The following is a 19849-nucleotide window of genomic DNA, read 5'->3' as shown; positions in this document are numbered from 1 at the left end:
TTCTAGATCGGTGAAGGCGTCACGGTCTGCGTATTGGCCCACACCGCCAGACCGCGTAGCACGCCATCGCGGGTCATCTGAACCGGCAGCGTCAGCAGCGGCTGCAACTCGGCGGCGTCGCCACCGCCAAGGATCAACGTCGGCAGACCGCCCAGGGTCGGCGCCATACGTGTGGCAAAGCGTTCGATCAAGGCCGCAGCTGCCTGCCAGCAACCCGAAGCAACCGCGTCGGCTGTGTTGTCGGCCAGCTCCAGCACCGCGCCGGGTCGCTCTGGCCTAACGCGCGCGGTGGCATCCAGCAGGGAGCGTTGCATCAGCTGCGGACCCGGCGCGATCAGCCCACCGAGATGCTGTCCATCCGCTGTCAGCGCATCGAGCGTGAGTGCCGTGCCCGCACCGGCAACGACACATGGCGCATAGCCATCCGCGTACGCGGCGACCATCGCCAGAAAACGGTCTACGCCGAGCCGCTGCGGCTCGGCGTAGGCATTGCGCACACCGCATGCGCTGGCCGGGGTGCGCAGCCAGATGGGGTTGTTGGCAAACAGGCGAATCATCACATCCGCAACCTGCGCCTCACGCACGGCGTCGACCACCGAGGCCGCAACGATCATCTCGGGCATCGGCAACCCAGCCAGCGCTGATGCCAGCGCTGGCTCGAAACTGTCCTGCCAGTCCAGCGCGCCCTGCGCCAGCCATCCATCCGGTTGCAGCATCAACGCCCACTTCAGCCGGGTGTTGCCAAGATCGAGCAGCAGCCTCATGCGCGACGTACCGTGACTTCAGCACTGTCGACCTGGCGCACGCTGCCATCGCTCATGCGCACTTGCAGCGCACCGCGATCGTCCACACCCGCGCCGATGCCATCGAACAGACCGAGCGCACCGCTCAGCTGCAGCGGCTGATCTTTCAGAAGATCGTGCAAAGCATATTCGTTGGCGAAGCCCGCAAAGCCGTCACGCTCGAACTGATGCAGGCCTTCGATGAGCGCTGAGATCAGCGTGGCGGCGACGCGATTGCGATCCGGCGGCGAGTCATTCGTCAACGCGGCCATGTCGCTAGCCGGCTGTCCGGCCTGTTCGCGCAATGCGGGGGTAAGCCGCAGATTGAGGCCGATGCCGATGATGGCTGCGCACGGCCCCTGATATTCGCCGCTGAGTTCGACCAGGATGCCGCCAAGTTTGCCGTCGGCAGCCAGCAGGTCGTTCGGCCATTTCAGGCCGGCGCCGGCAACCCCAAGGGTTTTCAGGGTGCGCATCACGATCACGCCGATGGCCAGCGACAAACCGCCCAAGGCGGCAAAACCGTGATCGAAACGTTTGAGACAGGAAAGATAAAGATTCAGCCCTGGCGGCGACAACCACGGGCGACCGCGGCGGCCACGGCCGGCGGTCTGGGTTTCGGCCAGCAGCATGCTGAAATCCGCGGCAGTGGCGCCGCGACGCTGCAGCTCGCTGGAGGTGGAATCCAGCTCCCAATGCACTTCAAACGCACCCAGCTGTTGTGCAAGCGGTGCAGGCATCGCGGCACGTATTTTTTCGGCATCCAACATCTGTAGCGGCCATGGCAGGCGATAACCGGCGGCGCCCTGTGCCTCAATGGGAACGCCCCGTGCGCGCAAAACTTCGATCTGCTTCCAGATCGCTGCACGGGTGATACCGGTCTGTGCCGCCAGACCTGCGCCGGAGACAGGTTCACCCGCGGCCAGTGCCGACAATAATTGGGCTGGCTGCATCAGCGGCCACCGACGACAAGAATCATCTTGGCTGTTGCGCATCGGATAAGTGATCGGCATGACTGTATTGGCATTCCCGCAGTTTAGCCCGGCTTGAGACCCACGCCGATCACCACGAATACCTGACGTGCCATAGCACTGGCATCGCACGGGTGTTTCTGAGACGATCGGGATCTTCGCTTGCGGGTCAGGGAGTTCGATTGCCATGCGCGTCAAACATTGGCTCATCGGTTGTGCCATCTGTTTTGCTGGCATCGGCGGTGCGGCGGCAACGACGGCGGATAGTCGTGATCTGGATAATGCCCAGCACGGCGCGGGTGACACGAGCAGCGCACACGACGGCAGCAGCGGCATTGAACCGGGCGTGGTTCGCGACAACACGCCGCGCAACACAGGCAGCGATTCGCGCAAGGGCTCATACAACGGTACCGACCATGCCAGTGGCGACATGACACCACCGGCGCATACCCAGCAGACCCATCTTGGCTGGCAATCACTGCTGCCTGGATCCATCCAGTAAGCGTTCTAGGCCATGTCCGGGCGTTGGTGGCAATCGCTGCGAGCTCGTCTCGAACCTCCGCCGATCGCTGATCCGCTATGGAAGCGTGCACTCGCGGGATGTCCTTTGGCGCGCGGCTTGGATTCGGAGCGGCAGCAACGCCTGCGCCGGCTGGCCGCACTGTTCCTCGCACGCAAACGATTCCTCGCTCTTGCCGGCGCCGTGCTGGACGACTACTGGCGACTGTTGATTGCCATGCAGGCGTGTCTGCCAGCGTTGCAGCAGGGAGCTGGCAGCCTGCGCGGCTGGCGCGAGGTGCTGATTTATCCCGGTGAATTCAAGGTGCGCGGCAGCCATCACGCCTGCCACAGCAGCGTGGTCCGAGCCGGTGATGACCGAAGCATCGACACGTGGGAACGCGGCCCTCTGGTGCTTTCGCTGGCTGACGTGCAGCTGGATCTGGAGCAGCCGTGGGACGGCTACAACGTGGTGCTGCATCAGATGGCGCACAAGCTGGACATACTTGATGGCCCAGCCGACGGTATTCCACCGCTAACGGACATTCCACGGCGTCGCTGGGTCGAACAGTTCGAGCACGCATATCACAGCCTCGCCAACACGCCAGCTCAGGACTGTGGCAATCCAATCGATCACTACGCCGCTGAGAATCCCAGCGAGTATTTCGCGGTCGTGACCGAGCTGCATTATTCGCAACCGACGCTGCTGCGAGAGGCCGAACCGGCGATCGCCGACCTGCTGGAAGCGTTTTACGGTCCGTCGCCAGCGATGGCGAGCGAACTATCCAACGTCGTTTACTTGCGTGGAAAGCCTGCTGCGCGTTAATTCGGGTCAGGCCGGCGTCAACGTCACGCTGAAGCGCGCGCCGCCTAGCTCGGGTGAGCGATCGACCAGCAGTTCGCCCTGGTAGGCGTGCACGATGTCCTGCACGATCGACAGCCCGATACCATGACCTTGCACGCGCTCGTCACCACGGACGCCACGCTGCAGCACTTTTTCGATCTTGTCTGCGGCAATACCGGGGCCGTCATCTTCCACGCTCAACCACAGGCCCGGCCGCTGCCGGGCGGTTGTTGCCTGTGCCTTCACTACCAACAAGACGCGGTGATCGGCCCACTTGAACGCGTTCTCCAGCAGGTTGCCCATCAGCTCCAGCAGATCGCCCTGCTCTCCGTAAAACACCGCGCTCTCGTCAATATCGAACTCGCACAGTACGTTCTTGGCCGCGTAGACCTTTTCCAGACTCTGTACCAGATCCTCGGCATGACCGGCGATCGGCACAGCGATGGCGAAGGTCTGTCGACCCGACGTCGCAGCGCGAGACAACTGATACGCCACCAGCTCGTCCATGCGGCGCACCTGATCGAGCACGCCGCTGCGACGAAGGGGATCGTCGGCGGCTGCCGATTCCAGCTGTGAACGGATTACCGCCAGCGGTGTTTTCAGGCTGTGCGCAAGGTCGGCCAGAGTATGCCGATAGCGCGTGCGCTGTTCGCGCTCGTTATCGATGAATACGTTGATGCGCTCAGTCAGGCCAGTGAGCTCGAGCGGATACTGACTGTCCAGATGCTCGCTGTCGCCGCGCTCCACGCGTGTCATGTCACTGGCTACCTTACGCAGCGGCGTGAGGCTCCAGCGCAGCAGCAGAAACTGCAGCACGATCAGCATCAGCCCGAGGATCGACAGCCATACCACCAGCGAACGGCGGTACACCGCGTTATCGCCTTCGAGTTGATCTTCGGTCTGTGCCACCGTCACAGTGAGCCGCACCGACTTCTTTTCCACCGTGTCCAGCGCAACGCCGTAACTGTAGTAGTAGAGCCGGCCCATACGCGTATCGATCGGGCCAATCAACTGGCTGCTTTCGCCAGGCTCCAATGATTTCAAAAAAGTGAAGTCACGACCGATTGCCGACGACGACTCCCAGCGATACCCGCCATCGCCCAACGCTATGGCATATAGGCCCGAGCCGGGCTGCGAAAAACTGGGATCCGGCATCGTGTCCGGTGGCAACAGTTTGCCGTAGCGGTTGACGTCGAAGTTGGTGATCAACGCAATAGCATCATTCTGCAGCCGCTCACGCAGCGTGCTCAATGCACGGCTTTGGTTGGCCTTCGACAGTGTCAGGCCAACCAGGCCGAGAAAGCCGGCAAGAACGAATCCGGTGGCAATCGCCGCGCGAGCCGCCAGTGACAGCGGCTGGCGCGACGGCACGGGGTTACTCGTCGTCGCCGTCGGTGCGCGGGATGGCAAAGCGGTATCCGCGTCCACGTACCGTCTCGATAGGTTTGAGGGTGCCTTCCGGATCGAGCTTGCGCCGTAACCGACCGATGAACACTTCGAGTACGTTGGAGTCGCGGTCAAAATCCTGCTGATAGATATGTTCGGTGAGGTCGGCCTTGGAGACCAGCTCGCCGGCATGCAGCATCAGGTATTCCAGCACCTTGTATTCGTAGCTGGTGAGATCGACCAGCTTGCCTTCCACCGTAACCGTCTGCGCGGTGGTGTCGAGCTTGATCATGCCACAGGCCAGGATCGGCTTGGACCAGCCGCTGGCGCGGCGCACCAGCGCATTGATGCGCGCCAGCAGCTCCTCGACGTGAAAGGGCTTGACCAGGTAATCGTCGGCGCCGTATTTCAGACCCTCGACTTTGTCCTGCCAGCTGCCGCGTGCGGTCAAAATCAGAATAGGGTAACGCTGACCGTCCTCGCGCAACGCCTTGACCAGATCCATGCCGGACATCTTCGGCAGACCCAGATCGATGATTGCCAGATCGAACGGTACTTCGCGACCGAGGTAAATACCCTCCTCGCCGTCCTGTGCCGCATCGACAGCGAACCCGTCACGCTTCAGGCGCGCCGCCAGGGTCTCGCGCAGTGGCGCCTCGTCTTCCACCAACAGTATGCGCATCAGTGTTTCTCCTTGCTGCCCGGGTTTCTGCCAGGCGGATTCTTGAGTGATGGTGTAAAAACTGGTGTAGACATCGGAACCTTGTTCGCCTCGGACGGAATCGCCATCACCCGCACGTGCCCCTGCGGCGTCAATACCTTGATGCGATACTCCACCCGTCGCCCGACGTGATGCGGCTCGGCAGAAAGCACCTTGCCGCCCGTCTCTTGCTGCACCTTCTGCACGGCCTGATCCATTGTCACTTCCGGTTCGTCGGTTTGCGCCGACGCGGTCAGTGCCATGCCAAAACCCAGTAATGCAAACAGAGCTGTAGTGAAGAATTTGTGGGTTGCCATACGTCAACATTCCGACTGGCAGTTGCCAGAGCGTTCAGATTAGGCAATCAGGGCTGAATACTGACCGGACGAACGCACGCTGTCACGCCGCAATCGAACAGGGCGGCAGCGCCCGCTCAATCAGCTCCCAGCCCGCCCCGGGCAAATGGGCACCCTCGCTGATCGTGCGGCGGAACGCACGCGCTCCCGGCTCGCCCTGATACAAGCCCAGCAAATGGCGGCCGATGTGCTTCAGCGCGGTACCCCGGGCCAGCTCGGCTTCCACGTATGGGCGCATGTGCCGCAATACCTCGTCCCTGCCTGGCAGCGGCTCGCCGTAGAGAACGGCCTCAATCTGCGCCAACAGATAGGGATCGTGGTACGCGGCGCGACCCAGCATCACCCCGTCGACTTGGCACAGATGCGCCTGCACCTGCTCGACCGTGCTGATGCCGCCGTTGATCACCACCACCAGCTCTGGAAATTCGCGTTTGAGCCGATAAACGCGCTCGTAATCGAGCGGCGGAATTTCACGATTTTCCTTCGGCGACAACCCCTGCAGCCAGGCTTTGCGCGCATGCACCACCAGTATCTCGACGCCCGCATCCAGCATGGTTTCGGTGAAATGTTGCAGACCGGCATAGTCGTCTTGGTCGTCGACGCCGATGCGGCACTTTACGGTCACCGGCACGCTCACCGCGTTACGCATCGCCTTCATGCACTCACCGACCAGTGCCGGCTCGCGCATCAGGCAGGCACCGAAGCGGCCAGACTGTACCCGGTCAGATGGGCAGCCCACGTTGAGATTGATCTCGTCGTAACCCGCCTCGGCGCCATCGCGCGCCGCTTGCGCCAGCTCATGCGGATCACTGCCGCCAAGCTGCAGCGCCACCGGATGCTCCTGCTGGCTGTGTTCGAGCAAGCGCAGCTGCCGCCCGCGCACCAATGCCGCACTCGTCACCATCTCGGTATACAGCCGCGCCCTTGGTGACAGCAACCGATGGAAGTAACGGCAATGGCGGTCGGTCCAGTCCATCATCGGCGCCACGCATACGCGCCAAGGCGCGATCGTGGGTTCGGTGCTGGCAATGGCGGGACTGGTAACAGGGTCGGTCATCTCACCACTATTGTCCCGGATTGGCGTCCTCGTGGGGAGCATTTGCTTTACCGTCACTGAGCGCACCGGCTTTGACCGAGCGCTCCAGCCGCACCGATGCAATGCGCAAGCCCGCACCCACGAGCATGACCAGTGCAGCCACCAGCTTCAAATGCAGGCTATAAAGCGCCACCGCACCAAACACAATCGCCACGAACAACTCCTGCAACAGCCATCCCCACGCACGCGAACGCGGCACATCCGGCGCGAGCTGAGCGATGAAAGCGGCATAGCCCCAGCCGGCTGCCAGACAGGCATAGTTGGCCATCAGCGTGACCGAGTAGATAAGCATACCGGTGGAATTCGCACCCATCGCGTCGCTGAGCAATACCCGTATTACGACCGGCATGAGTGCAACCAGACTCAGCAAAAGCAGGCTGATCAACGTCATCGGCATATCGACGTAACGCAAATGTGCCAGCGTGCGTCGATGCCTGATCCATACGCTACCGATAATGGCGAAGCTGATGAAATAGGTCAGTAATGGGCCAACCCATGCATGAAGCAAATTTTCACCGGGCTGAGGCTCTGGCTTCAGCTCCACCGCCGACAGCGTCATCGCAATCGCGAATACACCGTCGGACAGCATCACCAGCCGGTCGAAATGACGCTGATGGACGTGATGCCCTTTCACGGGCAATGACGCGCCTGATTCCATACCACACTCCCCACGGTCGGCTGCCCGCATCATGCCTCAGAATGCTGCAGTGGTCTCTCAAATCACTGCACACAGGCGAGCGGATCGCGGATCGCGTAAAATGTCGCGAGCACAAGCCACACGCAGCCATCGCCACGCTCCAGCCAGTGCCTCGTCACTCTGCGGCTCGCCGTCAGATGCACGACGACTCCGCCCCCAATTCACTCTCTTGAGACGATAGCACCATGGCAGCAATGGCGACCGAGCACGTGATCGACGTGCATCACTGGAACGATTCGCTTTTCAGTTTCCGCACTACGCGCGATCCCGGTTTTCGCTTTGACAGCGGCCAGTTCGTGATGATGGGGCTGGAAGTGGATGGGCGTCCGCTGATGCGTGCGTATTCCATCGCCAGTGCGAACTACGAGGAACACCTGGAATTCTTCTCGATCAAGGTCGCCAACGGGCCGCTCACTTCGCGCCTGCAGCACCTGCAACCGGGTGACCCGGTGCTGGTCAGCCGCAAACCCACCGGTACGCTGGTGCTGAACGATCTCAAGCCCGGCCGGCATCTTTATCTGCTCGGCACGGGCACTGGCCTCGCGCCGTTCTTGAGCCTGGTACGTGATCCGGAAACCTACGAGCGTTTCGAAAAGATCGTGCTGGCTCACGGCGTACGAAACATCGGTGACCTTGCCTACGCCGACCAGCTGGAGCGCGAGCTGCCGCAGCACGAATACCTCGGTCCGCTGGTACGCGAAAAGCTGATCTATTACCCAAGCGTGACCCGCGAACCCTTTCACAATCGTGGCCGCATCACCGACGCCATCGCCGATGGCTTGATGAGCGAGACGATTGGCCTGCCGCCACTCGATCCCGCCATCGATCGCATCATGCTCTGCGGCAGCCCCGCGATGCTCGACGATTTGAGCACACTGCTCGATGGCCGTGGTTTTCATGCATCGCCACGCACGCGCGAACCGGGCGATTATGTAATCGAGCGGGCGTTCGTGGAAAAGTAGTCAACCACACATCAAGCTACGCTGACTCGGTCGGCCGAGGAAACCCCGGATGGACATCGCGCTTTATCTGCTGGCCACGGCGCTGATCATCGGTGGCCTGATTGGCTCGGTGATCCCCGCCTTGCCAGGTCTACCGATGATCTTTGGCGGTGTCTGGCTCGTTGCTGCGGTGGACAACTACCGACATATCGGACTGTGGTGGCTGCTGCTCATCGGCGGGCTCGGCACGGCCGGTGTGATCATCGAATTTATTGCCAGCACGCTCGGCGCCAAACGTGTTGGCGCGAGTCGTCTGGCGCTGTGGGGCGCGAGTCTGGGTACGCTGGTGGGGATGTTCTTCAGCATCCCGGGTTTGCTGCTGGGGCCTTTCATCGGCGCCCTGCTCGGCGAGCTGGCCTCCGGTACCAGCGTGCTGCGCTCGGCGCATGTAGGCGTAGGTACCTGGATCGGTCTGTTGTTCGGAACCCTGCTGAAGCTGGTGATCTCGCTCATGATGGTCGGGCTATTCGGGCTAGCGCTGTTGCTTGGCTGATCAACTTTGACCGGCCGCCCCAACCATCACACCGGGGCGTCGGGTATCACGTAAAGCAGCACGGCCAGGAAATGCAGCACACTGCCGCCGAGCACACATAGGTGCCACAGCGAGTGGTGATACGGCAACTTGCGCCAAAGATAGAACGGCACGCCCAAGGTGTATGCCAGACCACCCGCAATGAGCAGCGCAGTGCCGCCGCTCTGCAGATACGCACTCAGCGGCTTGAACGCGATCATGCCGATCCAGCCCATGCCGACATAAAGCAGCACGGCAAATTTTCGGTAGCGCTTCAACGGCCCAACTTCCAGCGCGCTGCCAAGCAGCGCCAGCGTCCACACCGCGACAAACAGACTCCAACCCCACACCCCCGGCAAGGCAATCAGCGTGAACGGCGTATAGGTGCCCGCGATCAGCAGAAAGATCGCGATGTGGTCCAGCGTGCGCAGGGTAGGCTTGGCTTTGACCAGGGGAATCGAGTGATACAGCGTGGAGGCGGTATACAGCAGAATCAGCGTGGTGCCATAGACCGCGCTGGCCGCGATCACGCGTGCATCGCCGTGGCGCGAGGCGAACGCTACCAGGGTCGCCAGACCCGCGATGCTCAGCACGATGCCAATACCGTGAATAACGCTGCTGGCCAGTTCATCGCCAAAGCTGTAGCGCGGAGCGGCGATCTGAGATGTAGCGTGCATGGCAACTCCTGATCAATCAGGAGGCATGCAGCGGCGCTCCCGGATACATTATTGGTGGGCTACGATGACCCGGGGTCATCGAAACATGGCTAGGCGACCGATCAACCGGCCGCCCTGCCTTCGCTGGACTGATTCGGCAAAAACAACCTTTGCAAGATAACGTGTCTGCTCGTGGATATGGACGTCCAGCCGTCCACTTGAAAAACAACGGCAAGCTCACTTGCGCAACGGCATGGAATGAGCATACGCTGCAATTGCTGCGGCGCAATACCCAGCTTGTGGGGCCGCGGCGCCATCGCACATCCCAAACTGCCATCAGGAGGTCGCTTATGTCTTCCGCAAGTCTGGCCCACGCTCGTCATACGCAGCATCACCCCAACCATCCTGATGCCACCCGGATTACCGCGCTCAGTGCAGCGATAGCGCTCAATCTTGCCGTCCTCCTGATTGCAACCCGCCCCATGAGCGCGCCTTCGCTACCCACGCCGGAGCAGCCAGCGCCGGTTCCGCAGATTCGGCTCATCACTCCACCCGCTGTGGTACCGCCACCGCCCGCGATCGTGATGAAACCACTGCCGCATCCGCCCAAGACGGTAGCTCACAGCCAGCCAAAAGTGCCGCCGGTCGTCGCACAACCGTTCGTGCCGACCGTAGAAGGTCGCGTTGCACCGCCTCCAGCGATACAAACCATTACGCCAAGCACGGCAACGCCCGGCAATTCGGCACCAGCAAATCCTGTCGAAGCCAGCCTGGCCTATCGGTCCTCACCGCTGCAGTTTCCGGCGCAGGCGATGCGCCAGCAACTGCACGGCACTGTGCTGCTGCGTGTACTGGTTGATGAGACCGGCAAACCGATCGATGTGCTAGTCGAACACACCAGCGGTTACGCCCTGCTCGACCGCAGCGCACGTGAGCAGGTGCTTGCATCATGGAAGTTTCAGCCTGCGATGGTCGACGGAAAAGCCGTGCGCGCCTGGGCACGCGTGCCGGTGAGTTTCGATCTGCACCAGCAATGATGAAACGGGCAGTGACGGCGTAAGAATAATGATGAAAGACATATCCCGGTCGGCGCCCAGGCGCTGACTGGGATCGTCCGCGCAACGCACGCCAGGAACATTGTTGTTGACCGGCAGCCTTTGACGTCGGCGCGACACCGCGCAAGCATTCTCAAGCCTCAAAACTCAGGCTCCGTACGGCATGAAACAAGGCCGCACCGGCATTTCCGCCACGCGCTGCGAACATGCGAACCGCATCGCAAAAAAATGCCGCTTCCGTCTTACGCGTCTTTAACGAGACGCATGCTCCACTGTTATTCGTTTGAAATACAGCCGAGTTTTCTGAATGGGCAAATATCTGCACACCTTGAAGACCCTGCGCGAGATCGCACTCGAACATGGCGCAGCCGAACAGCCCGACCTGGCTTCAATGGCGCGAGAAATCGGTCGCGTGGTGCATCAGGATACGGAAGCGTTGACAACGCGCTTTGCTCCTTTGCGTGCGCGCAACCATGGCTTCGAACGCTGGCTGGTGGCCGAACGAAGCAAGCCAGCGATCAGCGTGCTGGTGATGGCCTGGCCGCCGAACCACATCACGCCAGTGCACGACCATGCAGGCCTGTGGGGCCTGGAAGTCACCTTGCTCGGTGCATTGGAAGTACAGTCCTACGAGCGCGATCCGATATCGGGGGATCTGCGCGAGCTTGGGCGCGATTGGCTGGGCCCCGGTGATGGCACCTGGTTCGAAGGCGGCGACAGCCATGCGCACCGCTGCCGCAACCTGTCGCAACACGATACCGCGCTGACGCTTCACGTTTATGGTGGTGATCTGGCACAGTACTTCGCCTACGAGAAGGCTGAGCCGGAAGCGGGGTGGGTGGCGAAGCTGCAGCGCGCCGCCGTCTCTGGCCATATCAGCTGATCGCCACACCGCCATTTGTTCAAGGAATTTCATGTTTCGACGGGTCGCCATCATCGGCGGTGGTGCCGCGGCCGCTACGTTGCTCAGCGAATTGCTGGAGCGCAAGCCGTCGCAGCCGCTGCACCTTGACTGGTACACAGGCAGCGGTTCACCGGCTCGCGGGGTCGCCTATGGCACCGTATCGGATCGCCATCTGCTGAACGTGCGTGCGGCATCGATGAGCATGTTCGCCGGCAAGCCCAGCGGCTTTCTGGATTTTGTTCAGCGTGATGATCCAGCGATTGCCGGCACCGACTTTCTGCCGCGCCGCCGCTACGGCGATTACCTCGAAGCCGAAGTCGCGCACGCACTCAAACAGGCCAAAGCAAACGGCCACGATGTGAACGTGGTGCCGTTCCCCGTCGAGGCCATGGTGCCCGAGCGCGATGGCGTCACCGTCATCCATGGCGAAGAAAGCCATCGGGTAGATGCGGCCGTGCTGGCGCTGGGTTCCCTGCCGCCGCAGCCGCTGAGTGGCGTGAGCAGCGATGCGCTGGCAAGCGGCCGCTATGTGGTGGACCCGTGGCCCCTGCTAGCCGGTACTGAAAACCATCCTCCGCCACGCAAAGTCGTGTTGATCGGGCTGGGCTTGACCGCCGTCGATGTGCTGCTGGAACTTTCTGCACGCTGGCCGCACACTGAATTCACCGCGATATCGCGCCACGGCCTGCTGCCAGAGGCGCATCTGAATGCAGCCGCCGCGCCGGCTGGCGACAGCGCCGAGCTGATCGAATCGATGCGCGACACCCCGGACATCCATCACTGGCTGCATCTGCTGCGCGAAGCGACTGCCCACGAGCGCGACTGGCGCACCATTCTCGATAGCCTGCGGCCGCACACATCCAGTCTGTGGCGCGAACTTGACGTCGATCAGCGCGCACGCTTTCTGCGCCACGCGCGCTGGGCGTGGGAGCGAGCGCGACATCGCATGCCGCCACAGGCAGGCAAATCGATCGCAATGCTCGAAAGCGAGGGCCGGTTGCATCGCCAGCGCGGACGCATGCAGTCGGTGGGGCTCGTCGGCGATGCATTGCAAATGCATCTGGCTCCGGCACACGCCAGCCCAGGTCAGGCTCGACCGGCCCAGACTCTGCATGCCGACTTGGTGATACAGACCACCGGCATGAATACCGACATCCGCCGCACACCGCATACGCTGGTCAGTCAACTGCTCACCAACGGGCACATCACGCCAGATCCGCTCGGCCTCGGCATGCAGGCCATGCCCGATGGGCGGCTCGCGCATGACAACGACTATTGGCCAAACCTGTTCGCCATCGGCAGCATGCTGCGCGGCACCTTGTGGGAATCGACCGCCATGCCGGAAATCCGCCAGCAGGCGCGCAGTCTGGCTGACCGACTGCTCGCCCAATAACCGGCGCTGCCTGCTTCGATGACTTCGCATTCGATGGTCGCGCGCCGATGACCGCCAGCATGATCACCGCAGGCTTTGTGCTGTTCCACGTGCTCGGCGTGCTCGCGGCCATGCATGCCGTGATGCACACACGCACGCCGCAGGGCGCGATCGGCTGGGCGCTGGGCCTGATCTTTTTGCCATATGTGACGCTGCTGCCCTATCTCTATCTTGGCTCCAATCGGTTTCTCGGATACCTCACCAGCCAGCAGTCCAAGCTCTCGTCGCGCGCGCCCGACGGCAGCGGCAATACACCGTCGATCGATCCTGACTGCGCGCGCTACGCTGCGATCAGCGCGATTCAAGGTCGACCATTTCGCAGCGGACACCAGCTGAAACTGTTGATCGATGGCGATGCCGCCTTCGAGGTCATGCTGACCGCGATGGCCGAAGCCAAGCACTGCCTGCTGATTCAGTTTTTCATCTTCCATGACGATCAGTTGGGTCGACGCGTGCAGCAGCTCCTGCTTGAGCGCACGGCAGCCGGCGTGGCGGTGTGCGTACTGTTCGACGGCGTCGGCAGCCACGATCTGCCCAAGCACTACGTCGAAACGCTGCGCGCCGGTGGCGTGGCAATTCATCCGTTTGCCACCCACCGCTGGCGCAACCGCTTCCAGCTCAACTTCCGCAATCATCGCAAGATTGTCGTGGTAGATGGCGCGCGCGCGTTCGTCGGTGGTCTCAACGTCGGCGACGAATATCTGGGCCTGAAGCCGCCGCTGGCACCGTGGCGCGATACCCATATGGAGCTGCGCGGACCGGCGGTGTCCGATCTGCAGCAGCTGTTCGCACGCGACTGGCAATGGATCACCGGTACACCACCGCCGCTGCTGCCCTCGCCGCCTTGCGCGGGTGAGGCCAGTGCGCTGATCGTGGCCAGCGGCCCGGCCGACGCGCAGGAAACCTGCTCGCTGTTTTTCACCGCAGCCATTCATGCAGCACGCGAGCGGCTGTGGCTCACCACGCCATACTTCGTGCCCGATCACTCGGTACTGTCGGCGCTGCGACTGGCCGTGGCGCGTGGCGTCGATGTCCGTGTGCTGATTCCCTCGCGACCCGATCACCGTACCGTGTTTCTCGCTTCCACGTTGCACGCTTATGAGGCACTCGGCGCCGGCATCCGCATGTTCCGCTACCAGCCCGGCTTCACCCATCAGAAAGTGCTGCTGATCGACAACGACACCGCCGCGGTCGGCAGCATGAACCTCGACAGCCGTTCGTTCCGTCTCAACTTCGAGGTGAGCGCGCTCATCGTCAATCAGCACTTTGCCGGCGAAGTGGAAGCGATGCTGAAGAACGATTTCGCCAAGGCGCGTATCGTCGATAAAAGCGAATACCTCGACGCGCCATACCTGCGCCGGGTAGCGATGCATGTGGCGCGGCTGTTCGATCCGCTGTTGTAACGCCGAAACCAGCAGCATGCTGCAACGTGACTTGCGCCAGCTCACGCGACAGCCTTGAATAGGCTGATACCTCAACGGACATCATCCATGCGTCTGCGCTTTTCCCTGCTGCTTCTATTGATGGTATCCAGCGCCTGCGCTCATGCCGACGATACCGCCCACTTTGTCGAACGCAGCCTGACGCTTCACGGAAAAACCTATCGCTATCAGGTTTTTGTTCCAGATGACTGGACGGCTAAACCACGTGGATCGGAACAGGTATGGCCGATCGTGCTGTTTCTGCACGGCAGCGGTGAAGCCGGCAACGATAATACGAAGCAGATGACTCAAGGGTTGCCGCCGTGGCTGCGAGAACATGGATCGACATTTCCGGCTGTGGTGGTGATACCGCAGGCACCGGAGCACACTTACTGGAACGGTGAAATCGAGCAGATGGCACTGCAGGCGATGCAGAACAGCATCACCGAGTTCCACGGCGACCGCCATCGGCTCTATCTCACCGGCCTGTCGATGGGCGGTTTCGGCGCGTGGCAGATCGCGATGGATCATCCTGACCTGTTTGCCGCCGCAGCGATCATCTGCGGTGCGATCAATCCGATTTCCGACGAGCCCGCGCTGCACGTGGTGGGCATTCCCGCAGGCGTCGATCCTTACACCTGGGTCGCCTCACACATCGGCAGTCTACCCGTGTGGATATTCCACGGCAGCGCCGACACCGTAGTGCCACTTACCGACGATCACCATCTATACCCCGCGCTGCAGGCGCGCCACGTCGACGTGCGTTACACCGAATTCCCCGGCGTCAATCACGGATCGTGGGTGCCGGCGTATGCACTGCCCGAGCTGTGGCCCTGGATGTTCTCGCACCGGCTCGACAAATTGCGAGCCGTGCACTGAACGTCAACGACGTTTCAGCAAGCGCGCTCCCCAGGGTGAATGGCATAGCATCCATCCCACATAGATTCCAACCACGATACCGAGCAGTTCGCACAGCACGCGAACGCCGATACTGTCCGGATCATGCACCTCGGCCAGCTTCGCACGCAGCAGGTCAATCGACTGCAGCTGACTGTAGTTGAAATAGAACAGGTCCCATAAATCACCGCTGGCAGTGAGCAGCGCAGCCACCAGAATGGTCCAGCTAATCTGGGGGCCGTAGCCCCAGTCGTTGCGTTGGCCCAGCCAGTGGAACACCGCGAACAGCAGCAGCGCCGCTATGGCGGAAATCGCGCCTGCCTCGATGCCACCTACAATGCCGAACCCCATCCAGCTCTGGTTGTAATGCATGGTGTGTTTCGCGTTCTGTAAGTCGGAGTGACCGGCATCATTATGCAGTGAAGTATCGCCTCACAGCGTAGTGGCATCGACGCCAGCAGTCGTCGGCTCACAATCATGCACGGCATACCAGCGTAAGTTGAATCTGCCGGGATGAAGCACGGCGCAAACAGAAGCATGCAATGGCGTCTGAGCGTAATAGGCGCGACTCACTGCCACCTTGTCGCCGCTCGTTTCCGGCCCCCACGGAGCCAATACCAGATAAGGCTGAGGATGTTTGCCGCTGGAAATATATTTGCTCAGCACCTGGGTCGGAAAAACCTGCGGCACCTGATGATCGAACACTACATCGGACAGGCTGAGCAAACCCCCACCGTAGGGCAATGCCACCAGCGCCAGAAAAAGTAACGGCCAAGCCCATGCACGGGGCTGGTCGTTCCGATTATTGACCAGAAGCACCGCCGCCAGCAGCGGCAATCCTGCAAGAAAGCCAAGCACGAGCGCCGGCTTCACATCGAGCAAGTTGATGTCGAACAAAGTGCGCATACCCAGCACCATACCCGGCAGCAGCAACATGATGGCGATGTTCGGACGCACATCGTTACGCGATGTATCGAAGCGAATCAGGCCACGTGACCATGCGACCATCGCCACGGCGCACCAAGGCAACAGAGCCAGCGTGGCGATGACCAGCGGATAAGGGCGCGGATAAATATAAGCCCATGCGCTTGCTGCCAGGGTCACACCGTGGGCGATTTTGGCTATCTGCCGCGCCTTGGCCAGCCTGTCGAGGCGCTCTTTCGGGTTGGCGCCGTAAGTTCGGTCCGCCGCCAGCTTTGCCTCCGACGCTTCGCGCTCCTGCAGGTCGATATCGGGCAAGGCCGCAATCCAGGCCTCCAGCACGCTATCGCGTTTGTAGCCCGAGTCGAGACGCAACTGGCGCCCACTTCTGGGTACCAATACCTGTATCGGTTTGCCACGCGTGGGCAATAGGCGACGACCGAGGATCTCGTCGCGGCGTAGCCGCCGCGTGCTGAACAGTCCGCGCACTTCGATCGCATCGGCGCGCAACGTCAAACACGATACGGCGCACGACGACGCCATGGACAGACCCAGACAGAACGCAGTCAAGCCCACCCACAACAGTATGGTCGGTGACGACGGCTGGCGGATTTGCAGGCTGGCTGCCCACACGCCACCACCCATCATCGCGACCGCGATCACATAGATGAAAGCACGCAAGGCCGGCGAGTAGCGATAAGTCCGCGGATAACTCGCACTCGCCAATACCGACTCCCGGTAGCCGGTGCCGCTGGAAACCTGATCCATCCCCTTCTGCCCTTTAGCATTCCTTGTTTCGGCCGATTCTGGTCTATGTCACATTTTTGCGAAACCCGGCGCCGCAACGCGCGGTAAACTCCTGCCAGCTAGGCCTATTTTGCACGGCTCGCTTATGAAACCAATCATTGATCAACACGCCGCACTGATCGTCGTCGACGTGCAACCCGATTTCATGCCCGGCGGCCCGCTGGCATGCCATGAAGGCGATACGATCGTGCCCGGTATCCGTGCACTGCTGAAAGCTCGTGTATTCAGTCATGTAGTCGCAACCCAGGACTGGCACCCCGCCGGCCACATCTCGTTTGCCAGTTCGCATGCGGGCACCAAGCCGTTCGATCAGATCGACCTTTATGGACATCCACAGACCCTGTGGCCGGATCACTGCCTGCAGGCTACGCACGGCGCAGCGCTGCACCCGGATGTGGACTGGTCATCGCTCAATGCGATTATCCGCAAAGGCAGTCATCCAGGCGTGGATTCCTATAGCGGTTTTCGCGAAAACCATGGGCCCGACGGGAGGCGCCCCTGCACAGGTCTCGCCGGCTGGCTGAGCGAACGTGGCGTGGACGAGGTCTATGTGTGCGGACTGGCACGCGACGTCTGCGTACTGTGGACAGCACAAGACGCGGTGTATGCCGGCTTTCGCACGCATCTGCTATGGGATCTCAGCCGACCGGTCACCCCAACGACCGATGCAGCAACCCGCGACACGCTGATCGCCAAGGGTATCGCCATCACCGAAGCGAGCAGCCTGCAGCGCGCCTGATCGCCCACTGCAACCACTGAAAACTCAAGCGTCCGTCAGCGACCACTGCTGCGGCAGCAGGATCGAAAACAGCCCCGCACTGCGTGAACGATGATCGAGCTTCAGCAGCTCCTTGTCCTTGCTGATCAGCCAGCTCGCCTTGCTAGCCAACGCCAGCTCCAGAAATTTCTGATCATCGGGATCGGCGCAGCGCGGCAGCGACGCATCGTCATGCGTCGTAGAGGCATCCGCGGGCAGATGATGGATCAATGCATCGAAAGCGTCGCTAACGCCTGGTCGGATTTTGTCGTCGATCGGCAGCTGCGGATAGTGCAGTACCCGGCGCCATTCATCACGGCAATCATCACGGGTCACCGCCTGCACGGCACCGCTGCGCAACGCGGCCATCAGATCCACGCACTGAGGATCATTGAACAAAAACAGATCCAGGCAAACATTGGTATCCAGCACGATACGAGGTGCGGACGACTTCAATTGCGTCACCGCACCAGGCTGGCGCAGACAGGAGGCGAGCGCAAGGCCATCGTAATCAAGCGTCGTTCTCGCCCGCCGCATTCACCTGCGGCTCGCCATCATCGTCAATGCGTACGCTCAACGAGATTGGCCGGCAGCAGACCTGGCAATCCTCGATATAGAACTGATCACCGGCAGATTCGTCGACTAGAATCTCGATCGGCTCGCCGCAATACGGGCAGGAAATATCACAAGGCGTAGGCATGAGCACATGACCGCAACATGGTGGGCCAGCTTGCCACAGACCAGCCGCCTGATGCAGGCAACCCGCGCGCTACAATCGTCGCACCGCTGGCTGAGCACTTGGTCGGCCATTCCATTCCCGCGATGAGAGCTGGCGATGAATTCCCCGCAAAAGCTGCGTTTCCGGCGTCGCCCGCGCATTGTGAATATCGGTGGCCGGGCGTTCGTCAGCCAGGGCCTGTCGCGACGCTTCTGGGATGACATCTACCATCGTGCGCTGACGATACGCTGGCCGACATTCTTCGCACTCGCCGGCGCGATCTTTCTGTTACTGAACGCCCTGTTCGCCATCGTTTACCAGCTCGGTGACGGATCCATCGCCAACCAATATCCGCGCGGCTTCGGTGGTGCATTTTTCTTCAGTGTCGAAACGCTGTCGACCGTGGGCTACGGCGACATGCATCCGCAAACGGTCTATGCACACATCGTGGCCACGGTGGAAATCTTTACCGGCATGGTCTGCATCGCGGTGGTCACAGGCCTGATTTTTTCGCGCTTCTCGCGTCCACGCGCCAAGATCTTGTTCGCCAACTACCCGGTTGTGCGGATGATCGATGGCCAGCTGACGCTGATGATCCGTGCGGCCAACACGCGTCAGAACGTGATTGCCGAAGCCTCTGCGCAACTGCATCTACTGCGACTGGAGACGTCGCCCGAAGGCTTCAGCCTGCGCAAGATCTACGATCTCAAGCTGGTACGCGACCGGCATCCGATCTTCATGCTCAGCTGGAGCCTCATGCACGTGATCGACGCCAGCAGTCCATTGTTCGGCGAATCGGAGGAGAGCATGGGCCGGAACCAGTCCACGCTACTGCTCACCATTGAGGGCATCGACGAAACCACTGCGCAGTCCATGCTGGCACGCCAGCGCTGGAGCCATAGCGACCTGCGCTGGAACCACCGTTACATTGATCTCGTCAGTGAAGACGCCGATGGCGTCAATACCATCGACTACGCCGTTTTTCACGAGGTAAGGCCCCTGGAGGACGCCGAAAAACCGCTTGGCTGACGTGACCCGGCGACCCGCAAAACCCCTGTTACGGGCAAGGCGATACACTGCGCGCACTGAATCTTGATGCTGCACGGGATAACACCAATGGCCGAGCGTGAGTTCAACCACTACCTGGCACGCTCCGGCGCCGCGCTGGAAGGCTCGCGTTATACCGCGTATCTCGCCGTGACACCTCGCGGCCACGGCTTCCCGATGTATTTCGCCATCTGTGAAAACCGCAGCTTCCGCGCCAAGGACGTCGCCGAAACGGCGGCGGCCAAGGCCTTGGCAGACATGACCGGATTGGAGGACGACGGCACGCCGATTTTCCCCGACGGCTACACCGGCTTCGACGATGACGCGCCGGCGGATAGCGCCGAACCAGGCTGATCTGGCGCGTCTGATGCGCGCCCATCCAGCGCGCTGAA

Annotated in this window: 24 protein-coding genes; 12 read left to right on the top strand and 12 right to left on the bottom strand. The window is 61.4% G+C overall.

The window, feature by feature from the left end; all coding sequences use genetic code 11:
• Positions 1-2: 2 nt before the first annotated feature.
• The gene (locus tag HDE80_RS00705) at positions 3-764 is read right to left on the bottom strand and encodes a type III pantothenate kinase (protein WP_184666933.1); all 762 of its coding nucleotides are present in this window, start codon (positions 762-764) and stop codon (positions 3-5) included.
• Positions 761-1735: a biotin--[acetyl-CoA-carboxylase] ligase gene (locus HDE80_RS00700; RefSeq protein ID WP_184666931.1), complete on the bottom strand. Its 975-nt coding sequence runs from the start codon at positions 1733-1735 to the stop codon at positions 761-763. The genes HDE80_RS00705 and HDE80_RS00700 overlap by 4 nt, the downstream gene beginning before the upstream one ends.
• Positions 1736-1940: 205 nt before the next feature.
• On the opposite strand from HDE80_RS00700, the gene HDE80_RS00695 reads away from it, so the two are divergent.
• Both HDE80_RS00695 and HDE80_RS00690 read left to right on the top strand, forming a co-directional pair.
• Positions 1941-2255: a hypothetical protein gene (locus tag HDE80_RS00695; protein WP_184666929.1), complete on the top strand. Its 315-nt coding sequence runs from the start codon at positions 1941-1943 to the stop codon at positions 2253-2255.
• 12 nt (positions 2256-2267) lie between these two features.
• Positions 2268-3077, top strand: a complete 810-nt coding sequence (locus HDE80_RS00690; protein ID WP_184666927.1) for a M90 family metallopeptidase — start codon at positions 2268-2270, stop codon at positions 3075-3077.
• A 6-nt stretch (positions 3078-3083) separates the two neighbouring features.
• Here HDE80_RS00690 and HDE80_RS00685 read toward each other — a convergent pair whose 3' ends face one another.
• From HDE80_RS00685 to HDE80_RS00665, 5 genes are all read right to left on the bottom strand, one after another.
• Positions 3084-4505 (bottom strand): ATP-binding protein, encoded by a 1422-nt coding sequence (locus tag HDE80_RS00685; protein WP_184667727.1) that lies wholly within the window; start codon positions 4503-4505, stop codon positions 3084-3086.
• Complete coding sequence (locus tag HDE80_RS00680; RefSeq protein WP_179481254.1) at positions 4471-5163, bottom strand: response regulator transcription factor; 693 nt, start codon at positions 5161-5163, stop codon at positions 4471-4473. Before HDE80_RS00680 ends, HDE80_RS00685 begins: the two co-directional genes overlap by 35 nt.
• Positions 5163-5498: a PepSY domain-containing protein gene (locus tag HDE80_RS00675; protein WP_184666925.1), complete on the bottom strand. Its 336-nt coding sequence runs from the start codon at positions 5496-5498 to the stop codon at positions 5163-5165. The genes HDE80_RS00680 and HDE80_RS00675 overlap by 1 nt, the downstream gene beginning before the upstream one ends.
• 82 nt (positions 5499-5580) lie before the next feature.
• Positions 5581-6516, bottom strand: a complete 936-nt coding sequence (gene dusA / locus HDE80_RS00670) for a tRNA dihydrouridine(20/20a) synthase DusA (protein ID WP_345776401.1) — start codon at positions 6514-6516, stop codon at positions 5581-5583.
• Positions 6517-6601: 85 nt separating this feature from the next.
• Positions 6602-7291 (bottom strand): TMEM175 family protein, encoded by a 690-nt coding sequence (locus HDE80_RS00665; protein ID WP_184666920.1) that lies wholly within the window; start codon positions 7289-7291, stop codon positions 6602-6604.
• Positions 7292-7515: 224 nt separating this feature from the next.
• Between HDE80_RS00665 and HDE80_RS00660 the strand changes: the two genes are divergently transcribed.
• Positions 7516-8292 (top strand): ferredoxin--NADP reductase, encoded by a 777-nt coding sequence (locus HDE80_RS00660; RefSeq protein ID WP_184666918.1) that lies wholly within the window; start codon positions 7516-7518, stop codon positions 8290-8292.
• Between the two features lie 49 nt (positions 8293-8341).
• A complete protein-coding gene (locus HDE80_RS00655) occupies positions 8342-8824 on the top strand; it encodes a DUF456 family protein (protein WP_184601821.1) in 483 nt (160 codons plus the stop codon).
• A gap of 26 nt (positions 8825-8850) precedes the next feature.
• Here HDE80_RS00655 and HDE80_RS00650 read toward each other — a convergent pair whose 3' ends face one another.
• On the bottom strand, positions 8851-9519 hold the full coding sequence (locus tag HDE80_RS00650; protein ID WP_184666916.1) for a hemolysin III family protein: 669 nt from the start codon (positions 9517-9519) through the stop codon (positions 8851-8853).
• Between the two features lie 329 nt (positions 9520-9848).
• On the opposite strand from HDE80_RS00650, the gene HDE80_RS00645 reads away from it, so the two are divergent.
• The 5 genes from HDE80_RS00645 to HDE80_RS00625 all read left to right on the top strand — a co-directional run bounded on the left by HDE80_RS00645 (position 9849) and on the right by HDE80_RS00625 (position 15189).
• Positions 9849-10535 carry an energy transducer TonB gene (locus HDE80_RS00645; protein ID WP_184666913.1) on the top strand — a complete coding sequence of 229 codons (687 nt, stop codon included), beginning with the start codon at positions 9849-9851 and terminating at the stop codon, positions 10533-10535.
• A 325-nt stretch (positions 10536-10860) separates the two neighbouring features.
• Positions 10861-11436, top strand: a complete 576-nt coding sequence (locus HDE80_RS00640; RefSeq protein WP_184601818.1) for a cysteine dioxygenase family protein — start codon at positions 10861-10863, stop codon at positions 11434-11436.
• A 31-nt stretch (positions 11437-11467) separates the two neighbouring features.
• Positions 11468-12850 (top strand): FAD/NAD(P)-binding protein, encoded by a 1383-nt coding sequence (locus HDE80_RS00635; protein ID WP_184666911.1) that lies wholly within the window; start codon positions 11468-11470, stop codon positions 12848-12850.
• Between the two features lie 47 nt (positions 12851-12897).
• Positions 12898-14292: a cardiolipin synthase gene (gene cls, locus HDE80_RS00630; protein WP_184666909.1), complete on the top strand. Its 1395-nt coding sequence runs from the start codon at positions 12898-12900 to the stop codon at positions 14290-14292.
• A gap of 87 nt (positions 14293-14379) precedes the next feature.
• A complete protein-coding gene (locus HDE80_RS00625; RefSeq protein ID WP_184666907.1) occupies positions 14380-15189 on the top strand; it encodes a PHB depolymerase family esterase in 810 nt (269 codons plus the stop codon).
• A 3-nt stretch (positions 15190-15192) separates the two neighbouring features.
• Here the strand turns inward: HDE80_RS00625 and HDE80_RS00620 are convergent, their stop codons facing one another.
• Positions 15193-15579, bottom strand: coding sequence for a hypothetical protein (locus tag HDE80_RS00620; RefSeq protein ID WP_184666905.1), 387 nt, complete (start codon positions 15577-15579; stop codon positions 15193-15195).
• A 60-nt stretch (positions 15580-15639) separates the two neighbouring features.
• Positions 15640-16896: a hypothetical protein gene (locus HDE80_RS00615; RefSeq protein ID WP_184666903.1), complete on the bottom strand. Its 1257-nt coding sequence runs from the start codon at positions 16894-16896 to the stop codon at positions 15640-15642.
• A 124-nt stretch (positions 16897-17020) separates the two neighbouring features.
• On the opposite strand from HDE80_RS00615, the gene HDE80_RS00610 reads away from it, so the two are divergent.
• The gene (locus tag HDE80_RS00610) at positions 17021-17674 is read left to right on the top strand and encodes a nicotinamidase (protein ID WP_184666901.1); all 654 of its coding nucleotides are present in this window, start codon (positions 17021-17023) and stop codon (positions 17672-17674) included.
• Between the two features lie 24 nt (positions 17675-17698).
• On the opposite strand, the gene HDE80_RS00605 is transcribed toward HDE80_RS00610, so the two are convergent.
• Positions 17699-18157 carry a putative toxin-antitoxin system toxin component, PIN family gene (locus tag HDE80_RS00605; protein ID WP_345776400.1) on the bottom strand — a complete coding sequence of 153 codons (459 nt, stop codon included), beginning with the start codon at positions 18155-18157 and terminating at the stop codon, positions 17699-17701.
• 46 nt (positions 18158-18203) lie between these two features.
• Positions 18204-18392: a CPXCG motif-containing cysteine-rich protein gene (locus HDE80_RS00600; RefSeq protein WP_184666898.1), complete on the bottom strand. Its 189-nt coding sequence runs from the start codon at positions 18390-18392 to the stop codon at positions 18204-18206.
• Between the two features lie 135 nt (positions 18393-18527).
• Between HDE80_RS00600 and HDE80_RS00595 the strand changes: the two genes are divergently transcribed.
• A complete protein-coding gene (locus tag HDE80_RS00595) occupies positions 18528-19439 on the top strand; it encodes an ion channel (RefSeq protein WP_184666896.1) in 912 nt (303 codons plus the stop codon).
• Positions 19440-19526: 87 nt separating this feature from the next.
• Entirely contained in the window at positions 19527-19811 is a 285-nt protein-coding gene (locus HDE80_RS00590; protein ID WP_184666895.1) for a hypothetical protein, read from the top strand.
• Positions 19812-19849 lie beyond the last annotated feature (38 nt).

Origin of the sequence: Rhodanobacter sp. A1T4 (assembly GCF_014207185.1) — a bacterium.
Taxonomy (GTDB): Bacteria; Pseudomonadota; Gammaproteobacteria; order Xanthomonadales; family Rhodanobacteraceae; genus Rhodanobacter.
The sequence above is the reverse complement of the archived record's forward strand: the minus strand, read 5'-3'. Positions and strand labels throughout refer to the sequence as shown.